Origin of the sequence: Cohnella fermenti, assembly GCF_004801405.1 — a bacterium.
GTDB classification, from domain to species: Bacteria; Bacillota; Bacilli; order Paenibacillales; family Paenibacillaceae; genus Cohnella; species Cohnella fermenti.
In genome coordinates this window covers 161727-174626 of record NZ_SSOB01000006.1, presented here as the reverse complement: position 1 = coordinate 174626, position 12900 = coordinate 161727, and the positions used below count along the sequence as shown (strand labels likewise).

Below are 12900 nucleotides of genomic sequence, written 5' to 3'. Positions count from 1 at the left end.
AGTAGGAGAAGAAGCTTCTCACTACACATTTCGGGGGTATCGTCATGGAAGTCTTAGCTTTTCGGGAGTTAACGATCCAACTTGAGAAAGAACTGTATCGTCTGCACTACAACGAGCAAACGATCACGTACTACAGATCAATGTGGCGACGAATTGCCAGCCTTTTGGAGTCGGAAGGCACCAACCACTTCTCCGAGGAGGCCGGACTTCGTTTTCTCGAACGGGAGTACAATTATTTCGAACTCGAAAAAGCCGGGAACCTTACACAGTCCATCATCAACGTCTCCCGGGTAGTTAGAATGCTTGGAGATTACCAACTGCATGGCTGCATTCTGCGCAGATATTACAAGCAGAAGAAGCTAATACAGAACGCGGCTTACGAAGAAATGCTCCAACGCTACTCCATGCACTGCGAAATGAAAGATTATTCAAAGGCAACACAGCATCATTACAGGAAAGCCTCTGAAAAATTTTTGAGCTTTCTGGAATCTAAGGGTATTCAAGACTGTGCGGCTATCTCCGTCGGTAACTTGAATGACTACATCACCACCCTTCTCGGATACAGTTACAAGATGGTCGAGCAACAACTTTGCGCGCTTCGTTCTTTTCTTCGTTTCCTTCACAACAACCAGATTCATCTGCTGGATCTGACTGAAGCTATCCCGTCCATAAATGCGAGAAAACAAAACCGGATTCCTTCCGTCTGGTCACCAGAAAATGTGACGAAATTGCTTGAGGCAATTGACAGAGGCAACCCAGCCGGAAAACGGGATTATGCCATGATTCTCATCGTTGCTCGCTTGGGTCTAAGATCCATTGACCTTAAACGGCTGAAGCTGGAGAATCTGAAATGGCAAGAGAATCGCATCACGCTTATGCAGTCGAAGACTTCGAGAGAGCTTCATTTACCGCTTTTGTCGGATGTCGGTTGGGCGATTATTGACTACCTCAAATACGGGCGTCCGAAAGTGGATTCTCCCTTTGTATTCTTACGGCATCTTGCGCCGCTCGAGCCTTTTGCAGACGAACATCATCTGCACCGGATCATTGAGAAATACATGAAGCTAGCTAAGATTCCAAATAAGCCCCCAGAAGAAAAGAGGTATGCATTCTTTACGGCATACGCTGGCTAGCCGCCTTCTTCAAGAGAATACTCCATTGTCCGTCATCTCAGACATACTGGGGCATGTGAGTTCGGACTCGACAGCTGTTTATCTGAAAGTTGACGTAGAAATGCTGCGAGAGTGTGCCTTGAACCCCGAGGGGGTGCTCCCCCATGCCTGAATACATCTACAGCAGTCCATTCCAAACCTACATTCGGGAAGTGATCCGCCAAAAACAGTCGCTCGGCTACAAATATGACAGTAGCGCCCGATCCCTGCACAAATTCGACCAATTCTGTTTGGAGTATGGCTGCACCGAGTCTGTACTCTCTAAAGAACTCGTTCAAGCCTGGAACCAGAAGAGGCCCAGTGAAGCCCAGGCAACCCTCCGGAACAGAGTCGTGGTGGTCCGGCAGTTAGCGTTGTATATGAGTCGGCTTGGCATCCAAGCTTACGTCCTTCCCAAAAATACCTTGCCAAAGGAGCCCCGATACATCCCACATATATTCAGCAATGAGGAACTCGCGGCGCTTTTTAGGCAAACTGATGCTTGTCATTACCGTCCCGAGGTTCCCAACAGACAGTGGATTATGCCGCTCTTGTTTCGTATGCTGTACGGCTGTGGTCTGCGGATTTCAGAGGCCCTTCATCTTAAAATGCAGGATGTGAACCTTGATGATGGTGTGTTAACCATTCGGGATGGGAAATTCAATAAGGACAGGCTCGTCCCTCTGTCCCAAGAACTTCTTCAGCGATGCCATGCCTATGTGAAGCAGGTTCATATGTTTTCGGGTGCCGACGCCTATTTTTTCCCGAATCCGAACGGACAAGCGGTCACTCACAACAACGTGTACAAGAACTTTCGAAAATTCTTATGGAGGGCTCGAATTTCCCACGGCGGGTGGGGAAAGGGACCGCGCATCCACGACTTCCGCCATACGTTTGCCGTTCACTGCCTGCGCCGCTGGGTTCTGGAAGGAAAGGATCTAACCGCCTATCTGCCGGTCCTTAAAACATACTTGGGACACCATTCGTTTAGCGATACATCCCAATACTTGAGACTAGCCGCGGAACTCTACCCGGATATTACGGCAAAGGTGGAGCATGCTTTCGGCCACGTTGTTTATGATCAAATAGAAATGGAGGTTTCGATCAATAGAAATTCCCTCATGTGATCAACAGGAAATCCCTGTACCGATCATCAGGAATTCCTGGCTCGGAATTGGAAATTCTCTTGGTGAGGGAACTCCCCTGCGTCGTCATCGCTGAGCCGATAAATCTCCTTGTACAGCAACAAGGAGGAGAAAGGATGACGAAGAGCATGGAGCAGATTCACCGGATCAAAGAACTGCAATTGCAACAGATGGGGCCGTACCAGATCGCCAAGGAACTGGGGATGGATCCGAAGACCGTTCGTAAGTATATGGGGCAGGAGGACTTCTCTCCGAAAGCGCCGATAGCGGAAGCGCGTGTATCCAAGCTCGATCCGTACAAAGCGACGATTGAGGACTGGCTGAAGGCAGATGAGAAAAACCGTTACAAACAACGCCACACGGCTCAGCGGGTATACGACAGGCTCTGCCGAGAGCATGCCGACTTCGATTGCTCCTATCCAACCGTTGTTCGCTTCGTCCGTGAGATGCGGCAGAAACATAAGCTGAGCAAAGACGGCTTCTTGGCGTTGGTGTGGCATCCAGGCGAGGCGCAAGCCGACTTTGGGGAATGCGACGTGATCCTGAACGGAACCCGTAGCGCTTGTCGCTACCTTGTCGTGTCCTTCCCACAGAGCAATGCTGCCTTCGTTCAGTGCTTCCTCGGCGAGACGGCAGAATGCCTCTGTCAGGGACTTATGGATGTGTTCCACCATGTCGGCGGTGTGCCGCAACGCCTGGTGCTCGACAACGCCACAGGTGCAGGGAGACGGATTGGCGATACCGTCAGGTTGACGCAACTGTTCCAGCGGTTCCAAGCGCACTTCGGCTTTGAGGTTACCTTCTGCAATCCGGCCAGCGGGCACGAGAAGGGGAATGTCGAGAATAAGGTTGGTTATGTTCGCCGCAATTACTTCGTGCCACTGCCTTCCGCTCCGTCGCTCGTGGAGTGGAATACAGATCTGCTGCAAATGTGCGATCTGGACAACCTTCGCGAGCATTACAAGAAGGACACGCCGATCTGTGAGCTTTTCGAGGCGGACCGCCGTGCCTTTCGAGCCTTGCCTCGCCTTCCGTTCGAAGCCTGTCGGTATGAGCATCTGAAGACGAACGGGTACGGCAAATTCGTGCTCGATGGCAAGCATACGTATACCTCGTCACCGATGTACGCCGAGGAAGAGATTGTCGTTCGTGTGGGTGCCCACTACGTGGAGCCGCTCGATGCTGCAGGGGAAGCCATCTCCCGTCATCCTCGGCAGTTCGGAAGTGTCCGCACGGACACGGTGGACTGGCTGACAATGCTCGATTCGTTGATTGCCAAGCCTGGCGCGTGGAAAAACAGCACGATGCGTTCTCAGATGTCCTACGACGTGCGCGACTACATGGACGATCTGGATCGCAGTGGCCTCAGGCAGGCGCTGCGCATGGTGAAGGACCTCTCCGAACGCTATGGCCTGGACGTTGCGGTGACGAGCCTGCAAGAGACGATTGTGCGCCGGAGAGCGGACGGCATCTCGGCAAATACCGCCATGATTGCCGCGCGGATTGCCGGCTACGGATTGGACACGGCAGCGACACCAGGGCCGGACATGCGGTTGTACGACGACGCACTGATGCCGATGCCGACAGGAGGCCTATGATGGACCGAAGCCAGATTCGGAGTGAGATCTCTCAATTTTGTAAACAACTGATTCTAAGCCAGAATGCCGTGCGGCTGTGCGATCTGGAGGCGACTCCGAAGCAGGAAGAGTTCCTGCACCAGGTGTTCCGAGAAGAACTGGAGCACCGCGAGCGCCTTCGTAAAGCCCGCTTGTTCCAACGAGCGGCCTTCCCGATTCGCAAGACGCTGGAAGGCTATGAATTCCACGCCCTACGTCTGCCGACGACGCTTGGCACGGACGAACTGACCTCGTGTCAGTTTGTCCGCGACAAGAAAAATCTCGTTCTGTTCGGTCCAGTCGGCACGGGAAAAACGCATCTGGCGATTGCGTTGGGTGTGAAAGCGTGCGAGTTGGGGATGATAACGCGCTTCTTCACGGCGGCGACGTTAGTCACGCGGCTGAGCGAGAGCAAAAGGGCAGGCACGTTAGAGCGAACCATGAAAGACTTGGAGAAGGCGGAGCTTGTGATTATAGACGAGTGGGGTTACCTGCCGATGGACCGAGAGGAAGCCCAACTGCTGTTTCAGGTGATAACGTCGAGTTATGAGCGCAGGAGCCTCGTGCTGACGACCAATCTCGAGTTCTCGAAATGGGGGAGCATTTTTACGGACGACCAGATGGCGGCAGCCATGATAGACCGGTTGGCGCACCACGGGCAGCTCGTTGTATTCGAGGGGGAGAGCTACCGCCTGAAGCACGCGCTCATGCGCCAAAAATGACCGATATAACTGGAAATTCAGTGGCGAATCCCATTGATTAAACCAGGGAATTCTTGATGATTACACCAAGGAAAAGTGGATGATTAGACCAGGGAAAAAGCGATGACCAAACCAGGGAATTCTACTTGACAAAACACAGGCCACGTGATACCGGTTATGGGAGGCGATGGTTCTGAAGCCGACTGACCTTGCCAAGGCGCTATCCCAGTATTTATCCGTTTATCTTCCAGGGCAGCGGAACGTGAGTCCGAATACGATTTCTTCCTACCGCGATACGTTTAAGCTGTTCCTCACGTACTGCAAACAGAACGGACTCTCGATTGAACGGCTTACCCTGGCGCAAGTGGATGAAGCACTCATTCTCGCCTTTCTAAAGTGGCTCGAAGAGGAAAGAAACAACGGCATTTCTACGCGGAACCAACGTCTGGCTTGCATTCATGCGTTTTTCCGCTATGTACAGACGGAACATCCTGTCGGTTTAGTCACCTACCAGAAGATCCTCGCCATTCCAATGAAAAAGACACCAAAGCCGACGGTAAACCATCTTACCCCCGATTCGTTGCAACTCATCCTGGCGCAGCCCGATCCGGCAACGTCCGGAGGCCGCAGAGATGCGACACTGCTATCCGTCTTGTACGACACGGGAGCACGGGTGCAGGAATTAGTTGATCTTCGTGTCCGGGACGTTCGCTTAGACCCGCCGCCAGTTCTGAGTCTGACTGGCAAAGGACGAAAGACAAGGCATGTCCCTATTATGTCGAACACGGAGGTCGTACTCCGGCAGTATATGGCGGAGAACCGCTTGTTACACAATGGCGCGCAAGACCGGCCGCTTTTTTGTAACCGCCAGCACAGGAAGATGACGCGGGAAGGTGTCGCCTTTATCTTGGATAAATATGTTGCTCGTGCGCGTGCAGTCTCTTCAGCCATTCCGGATAAGGTGACTCCTCATGTATTGAGGCACACCAAAGCGATGCATTTATTACAGGTCGGGGTAAATCTAATTTACATTCGAGACCTGCTCGGACATGTGGATATTGCGACAACGGAGGTGTATGCACGTGCAGATACAGAGTTAAAACGAAAGGCGTTGGAGCAGGCCTATCCCAACATGGTGGCGGAGGGGCTTCCCCAATGGAACCAAGACGAAGACCTCATCGAGTGGCTGTCCAGTCTTTAACTTGACCTGATATTATGCAAAGTAAATTAAGGCTACCCCCTGATCTTCCCTGGGTTTGTGCTGTTTACTTTGCATAACGAGTTACTTCTCATAAGGCGGAGTCATATCTCCGCTGCTTGCGAACATTTACCTCAACTACCTGGATACAATATGGGAAAAGAAGTTTTTGCATCTGGGTGCCCTAGTCCGATATGCGGATGACCTTGTGATCCTTTGTAAAACCCAAACACACGCGTTGGAAGCGATTCATGTATTGAAAGCTGTATGTGGAAAGTTAGAACTTGAGATGAATACAGCGAAGTCACGACTGGTCAACCTTACAAACGATCAAGCTGGATTTGATTTCCTAGGTATGCATCACAAGAAAGTCGGAGTGAAGGGAAAGTACGGCTTATTCTATAGTTTAAGGAGTTACCCATCTCAGAAAGCCATGCGGAGTATGCGAGGTAAGATTAAAGAAGTAACAGCACCGCGCAATCGACTGTATTGGAGCATGGGGAAAATGGTGGCGGAACTCAATCCAATGATTAGAGGATGGAGGAACTATTACCGTCTCGACCCGTTCTCAGGCAACATACTTAGGAAGATTGACGTTTATGTTCGAGTGAGGTTGACGCTATTCTGGAATAAGAAGCATCGTAAGCGAAACAAGCATGGCGAGATGCGGGTAATTGCGAGAATAGCCAAGTGGTCGGGATTACAGAGAGTTGCAATCGGATAATTGTCGCATGCACAAGAAAGAAGAACATCGGAAAGCCGTATGAGGGAAAACCTCACGTACGGTTTGATGCAGGGGGGACTGGGATACCAGTCCCCCACTCTACTTTTGAAATTGTTCATAAATAAAAGCCTAACCTCGACAATTGCGGTTAAGCTTTTTCCTGCAAGTGTTGTTCTAACTTGAGCAGTTCCTGTCCAATATTATTTAACGCAACACGTCCTGATTCACTCAATTTTAGAAAGAGCTTTTGAATTTGACCAGTCCTATTCTCGATTGTGTCTTCCTCAACACCAAATAATAGATGATCTGTGGATACGCTCAGTAAATTTGACATTCGTACCAGTAGGTCGAGACTAGGGGATGCCTGGGATGCTGAGAATGTAGCGCGGGTTCTTCGGGACGAGTTGCCGTTCTTACCGGATGCAAAGCCCATTGATTTGTATTGAGCGATTAGTCAATTGGTTAATCAACGGCGTTGGGTAGCCAAGAATTTGTCGGGTACATTGAAGAAGCTCCATCAACAACTGGGGTATCACTACCCGAGCTACAAGAAGTTTTTCTCCGAGGTGGACGGCAAGACGGAGTTGGTGTTCTGGTGGCGATTCCCGTCACCTCATCATTCGCAAGAGACAACGGAAGAAGAGTTAGCCAAATTCCTTCGTGTGTTGAGTCATAATGGGTTATCGACTAAGAAAGCCGTTCAAATTAAGGAACTCGTCGAGATGGACGAGGATACGAAGCTAGATTTTCAGGACAAACGGGATTTCATCGTCCGAAGTTTGGTTCAAGATATTCGCAACTCGGACGAAGAAAGAGCCGCGTAACCCGTATTTTCATCAATACTATGAACAGAAGTTGAAGGCAGGGAAGACGAAGCAGCAGGCAATTGTCTGCATTATGCGGAAACTGGTGAACATCATTCACTACTTGATGCGAACAAAGGCGGTCTATGTCATTCCAAATGTATCCAGTCCCAATACCGGGTGATACAATGAAGGGGAGGAATTGCGAAAGCAGTCACCGCCCTAACGTTAACAGGAATTACGCTTTATAAACTAGGATACGTATGAGGGGCAGATCACTAATCCGCTGAGTTTGAATCTTTATACGTATGTTCATAATAATCCTTTGATTTATGCTGATCCTACGGGGCACTGGTGTACATCGGCTGATGGGAAATACTCGCATGCAGGAGGATGTTACGGAACCGGTAACACGGAAGTATTCCATGATGTAGGCGGTTCGAAATATGTCGATGATGTAACTTACGCCAAAAACAAATTGGTTGATTTGCTTTTCGAAGAGTCTAGTAATTCAAAAATGGTGTATTCTGCAATAATGAATGATCCTATAAGTGCGGTAGTAAATAACGCTTCAACAATAAACGCAGTGGGAGGAGCAGTCAATATTCCTCCAGCATTGCTTGGGGCAATTATATTCAGAGAACAGGCTACTCGAAAAATGGATGACGATGTCCTTAACTATGATACTAAAATAAGAGGGGTTGAGCATTCCGTAGGTTTAGGGGCAATATTCCCAAGTACGGCTAGGAATGCATGGGTAAACATGGGATGGGAGGATGAACTCCCAGACGGCACTTATAATTTAGCGAAGAAACTTACAAATGATAATACGTTTAATATTGTTACAATAGGACTTGTTTTATATGATAAGGCAGATACCCATAGTATTGATATTACTTCTGATAGTTCTTGGTCACAGGTTATACCATACTACAATTCGTCAATGTCAAATCCTGAGGCTATTCAACTAGGAAATAATTATGCTATGAGGGTAATGCAGTATATGCCATATATCTCTATACTGTTGGGAGCTTGATATGATTAAGTTACGATCAATTACTAAATTCTTGATATTCGTGTCGTTGATATTTTGTATCCTGTATGAATTTCTTGAGTTTATCACATTGCTAGACTATATGGGACAGTCATTAATGGAATATGATCCTAATAAATTCTTAACTGTTCTACTTGCGCTAGCCGGTTTATCAGTGTTATTGACTTATCTTTTAATAATGGTCCAAACCCCAAATTCATTGTCGGAATTAGTGTGTTTTATATTCTTAGTATTAATTTACCTAATAGTCTTAATTGTTATATTATTGGGTGGAGTATGGTTGTTTGGTTACTATGATTATGCACATTATTTATATTGGAGTCTGTTACTCATTAATTCGGGACTATTAATTGTTTGTGTTTTTCGGATTAGAAACAATCTAAAAGTAAGGAAATTGAAGAGATAGATTGTTGCCGCTCACGTCAACGACGGTGATTATTGCACCGACAAAGTACGTGAGCGGCAACACTGTATTCGGTCTGGAGGATGTTAACGGATATGGTCGAGGCTTATCGATCTATCTAACGGGCGAAGGGTATTCGGTGAAGTCGGTCAACCCCTCGCTTGCGAACGACAAGCGTAAAAGCAATCCACAGCCCAAGAAAACAGACCATTGAGATGCTCGAATAGTTGCGAAAATACTGCTTGACGAGTTGGATGATCTACCGGATGCAAAGCCCCAAGATGTCTATTTCTCGTTAAAGCATTGCGTTAATCGGCGGGACTCGTTGGTTGGCGAACTGACGAAGACGAAGAAGCAGCTCCACAATGAACTAAGCTATCACTATCCGAGCTACAAGAAGTTTTTCACCGATCTCACGGGGAAGACAGCATTGGCCTTCTGGAAGGAGTACCCGTCTCCTCATGGCTTGAAGGGAGTGGCGGTAGAGGAATTGGCGGAATTTCTCCGGAAACAGAGCAATAACTGTTTATCACTCGGGAAGGCAAGAGAAATAGTCGGCTGTATAGAGTCGGATGGAGACACGACAGGTGGGAATCAGGCGGTGAAGGACGCGATGATTGTCAGCTATGTTCGGCAGGTTGACTTCCTGAAGAAGGAAGTTGCACTGGTGGAAGACCACCTCCAGAGCCTGATGAGTACCTTCGATTATAAGTTAGAATCCATGACAGGCATCGATCTTGTGACAGCGGCGGACTTCATCGCACGAATTGGGGATATCAGATGCTTCAAGAACGCGGATAAATTGGCGAAGTATGCAGGAATCGCGCCCTACGAGAACAGCTCCGGGAGTCGAGAGGACGTGAAGAAGAGCAAGCTGGGCGATCGTCACTTGCATGGGTTGTTCTACGACTTGGCCATCAGGCAACTGGCGGTGACGAAAGGCAAGAGAGAGCCGAGAAACCCGGCATTGCTGGCGTACTACCAAAGCAAGCTATGCTAGCTCTCAATATCGAGATGATGTCATGAGAGAACTTTATATGAATTTGAATGACCCATTACCTTATGTAATTGCGCTACATTATTCGCGAAATGTATTAAATAGTGCTCCAAGCACTGAGCAAGAAGCAATTAAAATGGGATGGATAAAGCTCAAACCATCAGAGTCCGTATATCATCAATTAGGAATAGGTAATGAAGGGAATTTAAAATATACTTCTGCTGATGGACATTTAGAAGCAGTTTATTATTCTGATGGTACACTGGTACGAGACATAACCAATGTTGGAACATACAATTTTTCTCCTCCGTCTGATTTTGCTCTACATGCTTATAATGATGTTATACCTTACTATATACTCGGAAATGCTTCCTATGATACAACTCCAGGATGGACCAAGTTCTGGGTAACACTAAAGGCGGCAGCACTTAAGGCTTCAGGAAATTAATGAAATCGTATTATTAAGGAGTGGTGTTCACTGAAAAATAAATCAATACTTATAATTGGAACAATAAGTTGGATAGCCCTTATTACCACAGCAGCAGTCTTACAGGTGATCTCAAATAGAATCATTTCAAATAGAGTTTCAACTGCTGAACAAATTGTAGTATTAATTCTTGTTTTAATTCAATTTGTTTGTTTTGTGTTATCGCTTATCGCAACCACAAAAGGAATAAATAATAGAATGAAACGGGAAATTACCAAAAAGATGTTTCTTGTATCGCTCATTTTGAATCTATCTTACGTTTGTGTATGTATTGGAATATTTATTTTTTATCTTTATGCTGTTTATGGAGCAATGAAGGGAATATAATTGACTGCTATAAATGAGTAAATTCGCTTCCAGTAAACTGTAAAATCAAAAAAGAATAGAGACAAAGCGCGTTCCATGTGGTAAAAAGTAGTCACCACAATAGCAATCACCGATATCCCGTCAAAGATGTTCCGTAGCGTGTTTAGAACAGGACGCCCCTGTTTGCGGAGAGTGGAGACGAACCCGCGGATACGAGCGAAGGACTTTGCCCCTTCTTCGCTGCGGAAGGAGCCCGATACTTTCTGCTGATTCTTAATCATCCGAATGGCCCGCTCGGCTTCATTGTTGGTAAAAGGCACCCGGAAATCATGCATAAAAGCCAGCGTCGCCTCTTGATGGAGGTGGAGGCGGTCGAGCAAGTTTTTGGTTTTGGTCTGCTTCCCCTTCCCCTTTTTCTTCTCGATCGGCGACGGTGGCTGCAGATTTTCCGCGAGTCCGATGCGAATCAGCGTCCGATATCGGTCTTCAAATGCAGCGAGGTCTTCCCACGGCATACACGGGAGACCGCTCTGAAGAAGCGCTTCTCTGTGATGCTTGATCTCATAGGTAATCACTTCATCCGGATGCTCGCTCATGCTCAGCCAATGCGCTTGAAGGCGGCTTGTTGCTGTTGGAACTGTTCTGCCCGAGTCGTCGCTCCAACTCCTGAATCCGCTTTTCAAGCGTGGTGATATTCGCCAGAAGCGCATGGAAGAAGACCGCAATTTCTTCATCGCCTTTGCAGATCTTCATGACTTGCTCGGGTGTCATCTCCATGTTCGCATCTCCCGTCCCAATTCGGCCTTCTAAACCCTTATTCGACATCATGGGCCAGTTTCATTTATTTGGATGTATCTTTTTTTGGCGCTTTTCAGAGGGCTGAGCAGTTACAATTAATCTCAACAATCCAATTGGACTAGATAAATTCAATAATTTCTTACCTACTTTAACAATGACGATTCTTATGGATAAGTATGGGAACTTAGTTACAGCGACAGCTGGATTGATTAATTAAGGGAGAGTGACGATTTGAAACTCAGTGGTAGTAAAACAGAACAGGAATTTAGACAGAGTTTAATTCTTTCTAACAAATCTCTATTTGAGGAAGTAGGGAAAATACAACTGCTATCTGCGATAAAAAAGTTTAACCCCAATTTAAGGACTGCTTATGTATTGAATTGGATACCAGAGCAAGAAGAAGATATATATACAATCTTGATAGATGGTGAACTAGTGCTTAGAGTTGAAATTACAAGGCATGATGCTCAGTCGGAACCTCTTGTTAGTTCTCAGCCGATTAATGAGTATAAAAAAGGACTGAGTAAAATGAATCAAATTAAGTTGGCGGTTGCTCTAGACTTAGTAAAAGGCGATTTGCAGAAGTATGGAGTTGTCAAGAAAAGTGCAGTTTGAAAACACCCTCATGAAGAAACCTGTTGCTACGCTACTTGTGACAGCATTCTTTCACGATAAATCGTTGGGGGCCAGCCCCCAGGATTCGTGGTGTAGATCCGCCGCCTGTTGTAGTAGACCATGATGTATCTGAAGATGATCGATTTGATCTGCGACATCGGGTAGTGTTCCGTTTTGATCTTGTACAGCTTTTCTTTCTTTAGCGTAGCAAAGAAGCTTTCCATTCTTGCGTTATCATCGCAGCGCCCTGTGCCGCTCATGCTTTGAATGGCACCGCGTTTGGCCAGACACGCTCGGAATGCCTGGCTTGTGAATTGGCTGCCGCGATCGCTGTGATAAATCATGCCGCGCGCGTTTCTTGCCTTGCACGCGTTCTCAAAGGCTTGGATGCAGAGCTCCTTGCGCATGTTGTCGTCCATGGCAAGGCCGACGATCTCTCCGTTGTAACAATCCAGCACCGCGGACAGATAGAGCTTGCCATCTGAACAAGGAACTTCGGTGATATCCGATAGCCACTTTTGATTCGGTGCCGAGGCGCTGAAGTCTCTGTGGATCAGGTTCTCGCTCTTTTGAGCTGCGGCATCCTCGCGTGTAATACCGTTCGGGTGACGCTTCGCTTTCTGCAGCAGCCCGTGCTTCTTCATGAGGCGATAGACGGTGCTGTAGCTGGTGTGGATGTCTATTTGCGACAGCGCCAGCAGCATGCGCCGGGTACCGTAATTCCGATTGTCCTCATGTTCGCTGATAATGGCTTTCATGCTAACCAGAAGCCGTTGCTGTCTCTCCTGCATGGGGGCGGGCTTTAGGCTACGGTAATAGCCTGACTCGCTGACTGCAAGCGCTTCGCACATCTCCTTGACGGTCCATCGATCTCGTCGTTCACGGATGTACGCATAGAGTTG

14 protein-coding genes and 1 pseudogene are annotated in these 12900 nt (G+C 47.6%); 12 read left to right on the top strand and 3 right to left on the bottom strand.

What is annotated here, in order from left to right:
• Nucleotides 1-44: 44 nt before the first annotated feature.
• From E6C55_RS06560 to E6C55_RS06515, 11 genes and pseudogenes are all read left to right on the top strand, one after another.
• A complete protein-coding gene (locus tag E6C55_RS06560) occupies nucleotides 45-1133 on the top strand; it encodes a tyrosine-type recombinase/integrase (protein ID WP_211093535.1) in 1089 nt (362 codons plus the stop codon).
• Nucleotides 1105-1284 (top strand): tyrosine-type recombinase/integrase, encoded by a 180-nt coding sequence (locus E6C55_RS35335; protein WP_211093534.1) that lies wholly within the window; start codon nucleotides 1105-1107, stop codon nucleotides 1282-1284. The genes E6C55_RS06560 and E6C55_RS35335 overlap by 29 nt, the downstream gene beginning before the upstream one ends.
• Entirely contained in the window at nucleotides 1277-2278 is a 1002-nt protein-coding gene (locus tag E6C55_RS06555) for a tyrosine-type recombinase/integrase (RefSeq protein WP_136368979.1), read from the top strand. Before E6C55_RS35335 ends, E6C55_RS06555 begins: the two co-directional genes overlap by 8 nt.
• A gap of 134 nt (nucleotides 2279-2412) precedes the next feature.
• Nucleotides 2413-3894 carry an IS21 family transposase gene (gene istA / locus E6C55_RS06550; RefSeq protein WP_136368978.1) on the top strand — a complete coding sequence of 494 codons (1482 nt, stop codon included), beginning with the start codon at nucleotides 2413-2415 and terminating at the stop codon, nucleotides 3892-3894.
• Complete coding sequence (gene istB / locus E6C55_RS06545; protein ID WP_230986572.1) at nucleotides 3894-4634, top strand: IS21-like element helper ATPase IstB; 741 nt, start codon at nucleotides 3894-3896, stop codon at nucleotides 4632-4634. The genes istA and istB overlap by 1 nt, the downstream gene beginning before the upstream one ends.
• Nucleotides 4635-4800: 166 nt before the next feature.
• Nucleotides 4801-5814 carry a site-specific integrase gene (locus E6C55_RS06540; RefSeq protein ID WP_230986571.1) on the top strand — a complete coding sequence of 338 codons (1014 nt, stop codon included), beginning with the start codon at nucleotides 4801-4803 and terminating at the stop codon, nucleotides 5812-5814.
• Nucleotides 5815-5917: 103 nt separating this feature from the next.
• Entirely contained in the window at nucleotides 5918-6535 is a 618-nt protein-coding gene (locus tag E6C55_RS06535; RefSeq protein ID WP_136369037.1) for a group II intron maturase-specific domain-containing protein, read from the top strand.
• 359 nt (nucleotides 6536-6894) lie between these two features.
• Nucleotides 6895-7522: pseudogene (locus tag E6C55_RS35600) on the top strand (hypothetical protein); the annotation flags it as partial.
• A gap of 108 nt (nucleotides 7523-7630) precedes the next feature.
• The gene (locus E6C55_RS06525; protein WP_136368976.1) at nucleotides 7631-8374 is read left to right on the top strand and encodes an RHS repeat-associated core domain-containing protein; all 744 of its coding nucleotides are present in this window, start codon (nucleotides 7631-7633) and stop codon (nucleotides 8372-8374) included.
• Between the two features lie 746 nt (nucleotides 8375-9120).
• A complete protein-coding gene (locus E6C55_RS06520) occupies nucleotides 9121-9795 on the top strand; it encodes a transposase (RefSeq protein ID WP_136368975.1) in 675 nt (224 codons plus the stop codon).
• A gap of 22 nt (nucleotides 9796-9817) precedes the next feature.
• Nucleotides 9818-10240, top strand: a complete 423-nt coding sequence (locus E6C55_RS06515; RefSeq protein ID WP_136368974.1) for a hypothetical protein — start codon at nucleotides 9818-9820, stop codon at nucleotides 10238-10240.
• Between the two features lie 341 nt (nucleotides 10241-10581).
• Here E6C55_RS06515 and E6C55_RS06510 read toward each other — a convergent pair whose 3' ends face one another.
• Nucleotides 10582-11181: an IS66 family transposase gene (locus E6C55_RS06510; RefSeq protein ID WP_168735495.1), complete on the bottom strand. Its 600-nt coding sequence runs from the start codon at nucleotides 11179-11181 to the stop codon at nucleotides 10582-10584.
• Nucleotides 11162-11362 carry a DUF6444 domain-containing protein gene (locus E6C55_RS35330; protein WP_168735494.1) on the bottom strand — a complete coding sequence of 67 codons (201 nt, stop codon included), beginning with the start codon at nucleotides 11360-11362 and terminating at the stop codon, nucleotides 11162-11164. The genes E6C55_RS06510 and E6C55_RS35330 overlap by 20 nt, the downstream gene beginning before the upstream one ends.
• Before the next feature lie 252 nt (nucleotides 11363-11614).
• On the opposite strand from E6C55_RS35330, the gene E6C55_RS06500 reads away from it, so the two are divergent.
• Nucleotides 11615-11998 carry a hypothetical protein gene (locus tag E6C55_RS06500; protein ID WP_230986569.1) on the top strand — a complete coding sequence of 128 codons (384 nt, stop codon included), beginning with the start codon at nucleotides 11615-11617 and terminating at the stop codon, nucleotides 11996-11998.
• A 26-nt stretch (nucleotides 11999-12024) separates the two neighbouring features.
• Here the strand turns inward: E6C55_RS06500 and E6C55_RS06495 are convergent, their stop codons facing one another.
• Nucleotides 12025-12885, bottom strand: coding sequence for an IS3 family transposase (locus E6C55_RS06495; protein ID WP_136368972.1), 861 nt, complete (start codon nucleotides 12883-12885; stop codon nucleotides 12025-12027).
• Nucleotides 12886-12900: the final 15 nt, after the last annotated feature.

What these genes read in the sequence shown, in the direction of transcription:
- E6C55_RS06560 (WP_211093535.1), top strand. Translation starts at nt 45, where the DNA reads ATGGAAGTCTTAGCTTTTCGGGAGTTAACGATCCAACTTGAGAAAGAA.
- E6C55_RS35335 (WP_211093534.1), top strand. Translation starts at nt 1,105, where the DNA reads ATGCATTCTTTACGGCATACGCTGGCTAGCCGCCTTCTTCAAGAGAAT.
- E6C55_RS06555 (WP_136368979.1), top strand. Translation starts at nt 1,277, where the DNA reads ATGCCTGAATACATCTACAGCAGTCCATTCCAAACCTACATTCGGGAA.
- istA (WP_136368978.1), top strand. Translation starts at nt 2,413, where the DNA reads ATGACGAAGAGCATGGAGCAGATTCACCGGATCAAAGAACTGCAATTG.
- istB (WP_230986572.1), top strand. Translation starts at nt 3,894, where the DNA reads ATGGACCGAAGCCAGATTCGGAGTGAGATCTCTCAATTTTGTAAACAA.
- E6C55_RS06540 (WP_230986571.1), top strand. Translation starts at nt 4,801, where the DNA reads ATGGTTCTGAAGCCGACTGACCTTGCCAAGGCGCTATCCCAGTATTTA.
- E6C55_RS06515 (WP_136368974.1), top strand. Translation starts at nt 9,818, where the DNA reads ATGAGAGAACTTTATATGAATTTGAATGACCCATTACCTTATGTAATT.
- E6C55_RS06510 (WP_168735495.1), bottom strand. Translation starts at nt 11,181, where the DNA reads ATGAGCGAGCATCCGGATGAAGTGATTACCTATGAGATCAAGCATCAC.
- E6C55_RS35330 (WP_168735494.1), bottom strand. Translation starts at nt 11,362, where the DNA reads ATGGAGATGACACCCGAGCAAGTCATGAAGATCTGCAAAGGCGATGAA.